At 66.5% G+C, this 6,009-nt stretch carries 5 protein-coding genes and 2 pseudogenes; 2 read left to right on the forward strand and 5 right to left on the reverse strand.

Annotated features, from left to right (window positions below):
• Positions 1–120 precede the first annotated feature (120 nt).
• From ABZV91_RS31935 to ABZV91_RS31950, 4 genes and pseudogenes are all read right to left on the reverse strand, one after another.
• Positions 121–954, reverse strand: a complete 834-nt coding sequence (locus tag ABZV91_RS31935) for a mycofactocin-coupled SDR family oxidoreductase (protein WP_355249443.1) — start codon at positions 952–954, stop codon at positions 121–123.
• Positions 955–1,285: 331 nt separating this feature from the next.
• The gene (locus tag ABZV91_RS31940) at positions 1,286–2,125 is read right to left on the reverse strand and encodes a GntR family transcriptional regulator (protein ID WP_355249444.1); all 840 of its coding nucleotides are present in this window, start codon (positions 2,123–2,125) and stop codon (positions 1,286–1,288) included.
• A gap of 51 nt (positions 2,126–2,176) precedes the next feature.
• The gene (locus ABZV91_RS31945; RefSeq protein WP_355249445.1) at positions 2,177–3,076 is read right to left on the reverse strand and encodes a TIGR03619 family F420-dependent LLM class oxidoreductase; all 900 of its coding nucleotides are present in this window, start codon (positions 3,074–3,076) and stop codon (positions 2,177–2,179) included.
• A gap of 136 nt (positions 3,077–3,212) precedes the next feature.
• A pseudogene (locus tag ABZV91_RS31950) lies at positions 3,213–3,675 on the reverse strand (enoyl-CoA hydratase/isomerase family protein); the annotation flags it as partial.
• 426 nt (positions 3,676–4,101) lie between these two features.
• Between ABZV91_RS31950 and ABZV91_RS31955 the strand changes: the two are divergent.
• Both ABZV91_RS31955 and ABZV91_RS31960 read left to right on the forward strand, forming a co-directional pair.
• A complete protein-coding gene (locus ABZV91_RS31955) occupies positions 4,102–4,521 on the forward strand; it encodes a hypothetical protein (RefSeq protein WP_355249446.1) in 420 nt (139 codons plus the stop codon).
• Positions 4,522–4,633: 112 nt separating this feature from the next.
• Positions 4,634–5,539, forward strand: a pseudogene (locus ABZV91_RS31960) (alpha/beta hydrolase); the annotation flags it as partial.
• A gap of 51 nt (positions 5,540–5,590) precedes the next feature.
• On the opposite strand, the gene ABZV91_RS31965 reads toward ABZV91_RS31960, so the two are convergent.
• A complete protein-coding gene (locus ABZV91_RS31965; protein WP_355249447.1) occupies positions 5,591–5,995 on the reverse strand; it encodes a helix-turn-helix transcriptional regulator in 405 nt (134 codons plus the stop codon).
• Between the last annotated feature and the right edge of the window lie 14 nt (positions 5,996–6,009).

Raw genomic sequence — 6,009 nt, forward strand, 5'->3', positions numbered from 1 at the left:
GGTCTCGGTGTTGTGGGCGTTGCTTCGCGACGATCGGGTATTCACCCCCGCTCCGCCGGTCGCGCTCACGGCTTGACAACTTCATTGAGACTCCTCTGGGCCGCGTGGGCCGATACCGGTCTAGGACCGGGCGAGCTGACCGCCGTCGACCGGGATCGCCACGCCGTGGATGAAGCGGGCTTCGTCGGAGACCAGCCAGGCCACGGCATTGCTGACGTCCTCGGGTTCGACCCAGGGGATGGGCAGCAGGGTCAGCTCCGCGAACAGTTCGGCGGCGTCTTCGGGGGTGGGATTCTCCAGATGCGGAAGGAACATCCGCAGCAGGCTCTCGTTGATGGCCATCGGGGTGTTCACCGCGCCCGGGTTCACCGAATTCACGCGGATGTTGTGCGGGCCCACCTCGTTGGCCAGCGAGAGCATCAGGCCCTGGATGCCGTGCTTGGAGGCGGCGTAGTGCGACTGCCCCGGCGCGCCGCGCAGGCCGACGGTGGAGCTGACGAAGACGATCGAGCCGCCCTCGCCGCGTTCGATCATCGACGGCAGTACTGCGCGGCAGGCGTGCCAGGCGCCGATCAGGTTGGTGTCGATGATGTCGGTCCACTGCTGATCGGTGAGACCGACGACCTGCCCTTGGTTCGAGATGCCTGCGTTCGACACCAGGATGTCGATCCGGCCGAACTCGGTCAGCGCCTCGTCGGCGACCTCCTGCAGGGTGGCGAGGTCGCGAACATCGGCAGCGCGGGCAATGATGCGGCTACCTTCATTTTCGACCAGTGCGACGGTTTCGGCGAGGTCTTCGGGAGTGCCCTGCGAGTAGTCCAGGGTCGACTGCTGCTTGCACAGGTCGACCGCGACGATGTCGGCGCCGTCCTGTGCCAGCCGCACCGCGTGGGTGCGGCCCTGGCCGCGGGCAGCTCCGGTGATGAAAGCGACCTTGCCTTCCAACCGCTTCATATGCGCCTCCTGCGCTCAATCGGCATGGGTGTATCGGCTACGCCGGATCGTCCGGGTAGCTACTCATGCGGTGGAGGTGTCCCTCTGGGGTCGTGTGAGGGTATCGACCTGGCGGATGGTTGTGACTGGTGTCACTCGCTCTCGCCTGATCACCATATTGCTCATGATGAACTCGGAAGTCAAGCAATCGCGCCAAATTTATCATGAGCAATACGGTGGAGTTGCACTCAGTTTGCTCTGGTCGGGTTTGATAGCGGGAAACTGGTGTTGACCAGCCCGAAAAAGCCGGCAGCGCGGAGGCGCTACCGGCTCTCGAGGTCGACGGATCAGGCTACAACCACTCCACCGGTGAATCGAGCGGGACCGTCAGGCGTGCACGGCAATACTCGACGACGCCACGCAGATGGCTTGTCATGAGCTCGCGCGCCTGCCGTGGACGGCCGAGCGTGATCGCTTCGGCGATCTGCAGATGGTCGTCGACGAGGATGTCGCGTAGCTGTCGTGGATCGGCCAGGACCGCCACGTGGTGGGCCACGATCTGGCCGTAGGTCTGCAGGCTCAATGCCAGGACACGATTGCCCGCCAAGCTCGCGACGACGTGATGGAATCCCGCGTGCCGCTCCAAGTAGCTGCCCAACCCCTCCGGGGTGTCGTCGTGCTCGTGCTGGAACGGCTTCATGCGCGCGGCCCTGATCTTCGCGTCCGGATAGCGCGCGGCTCGCTCGGCCAGCTCGGCCTCGGCCCACACCCAGGCGTCCAGCAATTCTTCGTAGCTGGCGCCGTCCATGTTGTAGAACAGGGCCGAGACCCGGCCGAGGTGCGCGGCATCCACCGACCCGACGATCGGCCCGCCGCCGGGTCCGCGGCGGATGGTGATCATGCCCTGCACCTCGAGCAGACGCAGACCTTCTCGCAGCGACTCCCTGCTCACTCTGTACTTCTCCAGCATCGCCGCTTCAGAGGGCAGGCTCGACCCGGGCGGCAACTGCTGGTCCTGGATCTCGCCGACAATGGTGCGCGCGACCGACTCGGCGGCCTTGAGTGGTCGCAGCAGCGACACCTCACCGCCGTTGGGGCCCGCCCCGCGTTCGTTCACGGTGCCACGGCCCGTGCCCGTCGCGCCGTTGCGTGCGGGCTGTCCCTCGGTCGCGCGCACCTTCACCTTGCCCACGGTGTCACCCCCGATCTCGTGGTGTAATCGGATGTTCGCGAACGAATTCCATCACGCTAGCGCACCGCCTCGCGACACGGCCACCGGCGTGAGACCGGCGTCCGCCGCGAACGCGGCGAGATTGTCGCGTCGCTCCTCGAGCGTGCGCCCGCGCCAGACGTTATCGGCCCACAGCACCAGATCGGTCAAGCCGCCATCCTCGTAGCGCCGCAATTCGGCCACGTCCGCCTTCGGTGCGCGCACATACGTCGTGAACGGGCCCGTGCGTCGCTGTACCTCACGCTGCTCGTGGATCTCGGCAACCAAGCGCCGCGCTTCGGCGAAGTCCGGGGTGCCCGAGGTGAACCAGCCGTCACCGAGGCGTGCGGCCCTGGCCAGCGCCAGGGGCGCGTTTCCGCCCATGATCACGGGGATCTCCACCTGGCGTGGATGCACCTGCACCGCGTCGAAGCGGAAGTGCTTGCCGCTGTGCGCGAACTCGGCGCCCGACCAGGCGGCTCGCAGGATCTCGACGCACTCCTCGGTGCGGGAGACCCGTGTGCGGAACGGTACGTCGAAGGCGGCGAACTCCTCCTGCTGCCAGCCGACCCCGACGCCGAGCAGCAGCCGTCCGCCGCTGAGTTCCTGGACCGTGATGGTGCTGCGCGCTGTGTGCAGGGGATGGCGCAGTGGTGCGAGATAGACCGAGGTGCCCATCTTGATCCGCTCGGTGCGCGCCGCGACGGCGGCGTGCACGACCAGGGGATCGGTCAACTCCGTATCGGTGTCGATGAGCGGGCCCTTGTGGTGCTGGGTCGTGCCGGTCGAGGGGTGCTCGCCTGTCTGCGTGACCGGCCGCAGCAGATGCTCGCCGATCCACAGCGCATCGAATCCGAGCGCGTCTGCGGACACGGCGAGTTCGACGAGTGTGGCCGCCGTCATGCCGTATGCGCTCAATCCGATACTCGCCACCGACCGCTCCTACCTGCTGTCGTTCGCTGGTCCAAGGTGTTTCCCACGTCACGATAGCGCTAATTTATCATGACATAAAGCGCTTCATGGGAACGCGGTCGAGAGCCCGCGCAGACGCGGAATCCGTCGACAAGAACTACGCGTGGTCGGCGACCTCGTCTACGGGCCCCCACTCGAGTGCGCGCCGGGCATCCACCTCCGCGCCGGTCACGAACAGGTGCAACGCCCGCCGGCGGCCGATACGGCGGGGGACGCTGACTGTGCCACCCGCCCCGGGAATCGGGCCCATGCCCACCTCGGGGAGCCGGAACACGGTGCCGGGAGCGGCGACGATCCGATGTGCGAAGGCGGGTACCTCGATACCCGCGCCGACGCACTGCCCGTGCACGTCGACCCGTATGCGATGCGCCAGCCGCGCCACCACGGGTCCGGACGAAATGGGCCGTCGCGTGATCCGGGGCGTGCCCGAACTCGTCGAGGTCGCCGCCCGCGCAGAAACACGGACCCGGCCCGTCGATGATCACCCTGCCGATGCTGTCGTCGACCACGGCGACCTGCGGCGCCTCGACCAGGGCATCACGCACAGCGGTGCCGTAGGCGGTCCCAAATCCGTGACGGTTCACTTCCCCTACTACGACGACACCATGGGCGCAGTGGTCGACGCCGGGCTGGGCGCCGTCGGCCCCTGTTCGGAGTCGATCAGCGGATACCGGCGATCCCATGCTCGCCGATCGTGGAGAGGCGTTCCCAACCACACTTGTCGACACAGGGAGCCGGGTCCGGCCTGCAGTCGTCGATCGCACCACCGTAGGTAGGCGATTGCGCAGCCATGATAGGTATCTGCCGATGCGTGCCCGGTACGTATTCGATGAAACTGACTCGAGTCACCGCACACGCATGGTGAGTACGGTGACAACGCTGTCAACCTGAGCCCAGCCCTCGACAACGCCGTCGGTAGAACGACAATGGGGTCGCCTGCACCGGCAGGCGACGCGAATGCCACCGGCTCAGGAACTCACAAGTCGATGTTCATCGGTGCAGAACAGGTTTCCCGGATGATTGCACTGCTACCTCTTGCCTATGGGCACTTGCGCGATGACCTGGTCCACGATCGCGACGCAGGAGACGACGCCTTGCGGGCTGCCGCCAGGCCACTCGGCCACGAGCCGGCCACCGTGTTCCACGAAACATCATCGAGTGGACTGCTCCCACCGGCGTTTGTGGATCTGATCCAGGAATGCCGCCGCGCCGCGGTGCGCAAGGTGCTTACCTTGCAGGGGCATATGACGAACACATCCATGTCACCGATGTTCCTGCACGAGATCCTGTTCGCGCTCGCCGCGGCCGTCGTCCACGAAGACGAGCGCGGCGGGGTGGTGAGTCGACGGTCGCATCACCGGACCATCCGGGCGTGCGGCCGGGCCCGGCCCACAGCACGGAGATGACCACGTGATGATCGGCCCTGCCTTGGTAATGAACGTTGCTCTCGAAGCTCGGTGCCGGTGGCAGACAAGGAGGAGAGTTCAACACATTTCCGACCGCGAACCGGAGCCGAGTGTGTCGACCTGCGCCATCATCCGCGCCGTGGTGGAACGGCGCGCCACGGTCTCGACCAGAGACGGCGTCGCCCTGGCGGTCCGTGAGTACGGGCCGCGTAATGCCGTTCGTACCGTCGTCCTCCTGCACGGTCATTGCCTGCGCACCGAGTCCTGGACCTACGTCCGCGATGCGCTGCTGCACCGATTTCCGGACGCCCGCGTAATCTGCTACGACCATCGCGGACACGGCGACTCCGCCACGGCTTCCCGGACGACCTATAATCTCGAGCAGCTCGGCCGCGATCTGCAGGATGTTCTCGACGCGGTTGCTCCCACCGAACCGGTCGTCCTCGTCGGCCACTCGATGGGCGGCATGACCGTGCTGACCTACGCTGCACGGCAGTCTCACGAGATCGGCACTCGCATCGTGGGCGTCGCGCTCCTGGCGACCGCCGCGAGCGGGCTCGCCGACGGAGGCGTCGGTCAGCTCCTGCGTAGCCCGGTCGTTTCCGCGTTCCAAGCGTCCGTTCGCTGCGCCCCCGGCGTGATGCACCGGGCAAAAATCATGACGTGCAAACTTTTCGCCCCTGTCATACGTACCGCCGAGTTCGGCGATCGCCAGGTCAGCCCGCAGGTGCTGGCGCTGGCCAACGCGATGCGCAACGAGACGCCGATCGTCACGATGGCGAGCTTCCTGAGCGACTTCATTGTCTACGACCGGACCGACGCGCTCGCGGTTCTTTCGCGAATCCCCACGCTGGTGCTGTGCGGCTCCGGCGATGTGATCACGCCACCGTCGTATTCGGTCGCGATAGCCGCGGCCGTCGAGCACTCCGACCTTGTGATAGTCGAGGGCGCCGGCCACTCGGTAATACTCGAGCAGCCTGGCCAGGTGGCCGACGCCATCGCCCGCCTGATGACGCGAGTGAGCAATCCCCGGCCGGATCGGAGCTGCCACCCTGTGCCGCGGAGGCCCTCAACGCTCACGGCTTGGACGAGGTCGTTTCGCCGCTTCGTCGCGGACCCGGTCGATCTGGTGGTTGGGGACGAATGCGATGACGTCCTTGCGCGAAGTGATCGTGAGTTTGTGGAGGACTGCGGCGATCTGCGCGTCGACGGTTCTGGAGGAGATTCCCCGACGAAGGGCGATTCCGGCATTCGTCCAACCCGCGGCCGCCAAGATCGCGACCTCTTGCTCGGTCGCCGTCAACCGGCTCCAGTGCGACGGTCCGGCGGTGCGGGGCGGATGCTCGTCCGCCGTTTTCGGCAGTGGCAGGATACCCAGTGCCAGTCGCTGCACTTCCTGCGATTCCGGACGCAGCAGTATACCCTGCTTCTCCGCCGCGGCATATGCTTCGGTGCCCAGCACACCCCGTGCCACATCGATCGTCCGGG

The organism is Nocardia sp. NPDC004568 (genome assembly GCF_040609955.1).
In the GTDB taxonomy this organism is placed as follows: Bacteria; Actinomycetota; Actinomycetes; order Mycobacteriales; family Mycobacteriaceae; genus Nocardia.

Bases quoted from the DNA above. Each gene is read 5' to 3' on its own strand.
- ABZV91_RS31935 (WP_355249443.1), bottom strand. From the start codon at position 954: ATGAAGCGGTTGGAAGGCAAGGTCGCTTTCATCACCGGAGCTGCCCGC.
- ABZV91_RS31955 (WP_355249446.1), top strand. From the start codon at position 4,102: ATGTTCATCGGTGCAGAACAGGTTTCCCGGATGATTGCACTGCTACCT.